The following is an 841-nucleotide window of genomic DNA, read 5'->3' on the forward strand; positions in this document are numbered from 1 at the left end:
CCCGATCCTCATGGTGGCATGGGTGATACCCACTGTCCGGACAAACAGTCCCGTCTGTGCTTTCTGATCGGCAAAGACATGCTCGACACGGGACCGAACGACGGATTTTCCGGCATTGGACCGCTGGATATGCCGCGGCATGGGCTTGAGATGAGGCTTTTCCCTGTGAACCTTTGAAACAAAACCCTGATTGCCCATGAAGTCTTCATTGGCTTTTGAGCAGTAGATTGTGTCTGCCCAGACTGTTGATGCCGTATTGATTTTATCCAGCAGACCTTCACGCAGTCGGGCACCATCACTGGCGACCACATCAGTTGCCTTCCATTGAAGGATCAGCCTGAACTTCCGGTCGATGGAGACATGGGATTTATATCCAAAGAACGAGATGGCAAGATCCGTTGCCGGAAATGTTCCATCATCCTGTCGCTTTGCTTTGGTGAATTGCAGCGTCCCGCGCGCATGCCTGTCCTTATGAGACAGCTTTGAGGGTTTGTCCTGCCAGTCTTGTGGGATCCGTCCTTCCCGGAGGTCCGTCTTCTTAGCGTTTGTATTGCGCTGCTTTGGCGCCGCCAACGTTGCGTCCAGGATCTGGCCCGACATCGGCAGATAAGCGGCGTTCCGTAATAGGGTATTGAAGCGGTTGAACAGTCTTTCAATCGCACCGGCCTGCGTCAGCCGCTCACGAAACAGCCAGATCGTTTTGGCATCGGGCACCTGATCCGACACGCCCAGACCAAGGAAGCGCATAAAAGACAGACGGTCATTGATCAGGTCTTCCATCCGCTCGTCGGAGAGCTTGTTCAGTGTCTGGATCACCAGGATTTTGAACATCAACACCGGA

Annotated in this window: 1 protein-coding gene; it reads right to left on the bottom strand. The window is 53.6% G+C overall.

What is annotated here, in order from left to right:
• On the bottom strand, window positions 1–841 hold an 841-nt coding region (locus tag HKD27_RS16255; protein WP_194690224.1), incomplete at both ends, for an IS5 family transposase.

The organism is Gluconobacter sp. R75690 (assembly GCF_015244525.1).
GTDB classification, from domain to species: domain Bacteria; phylum Pseudomonadota; class Alphaproteobacteria; order Acetobacterales; family Acetobacteraceae; genus Gluconobacter; species Gluconobacter potus.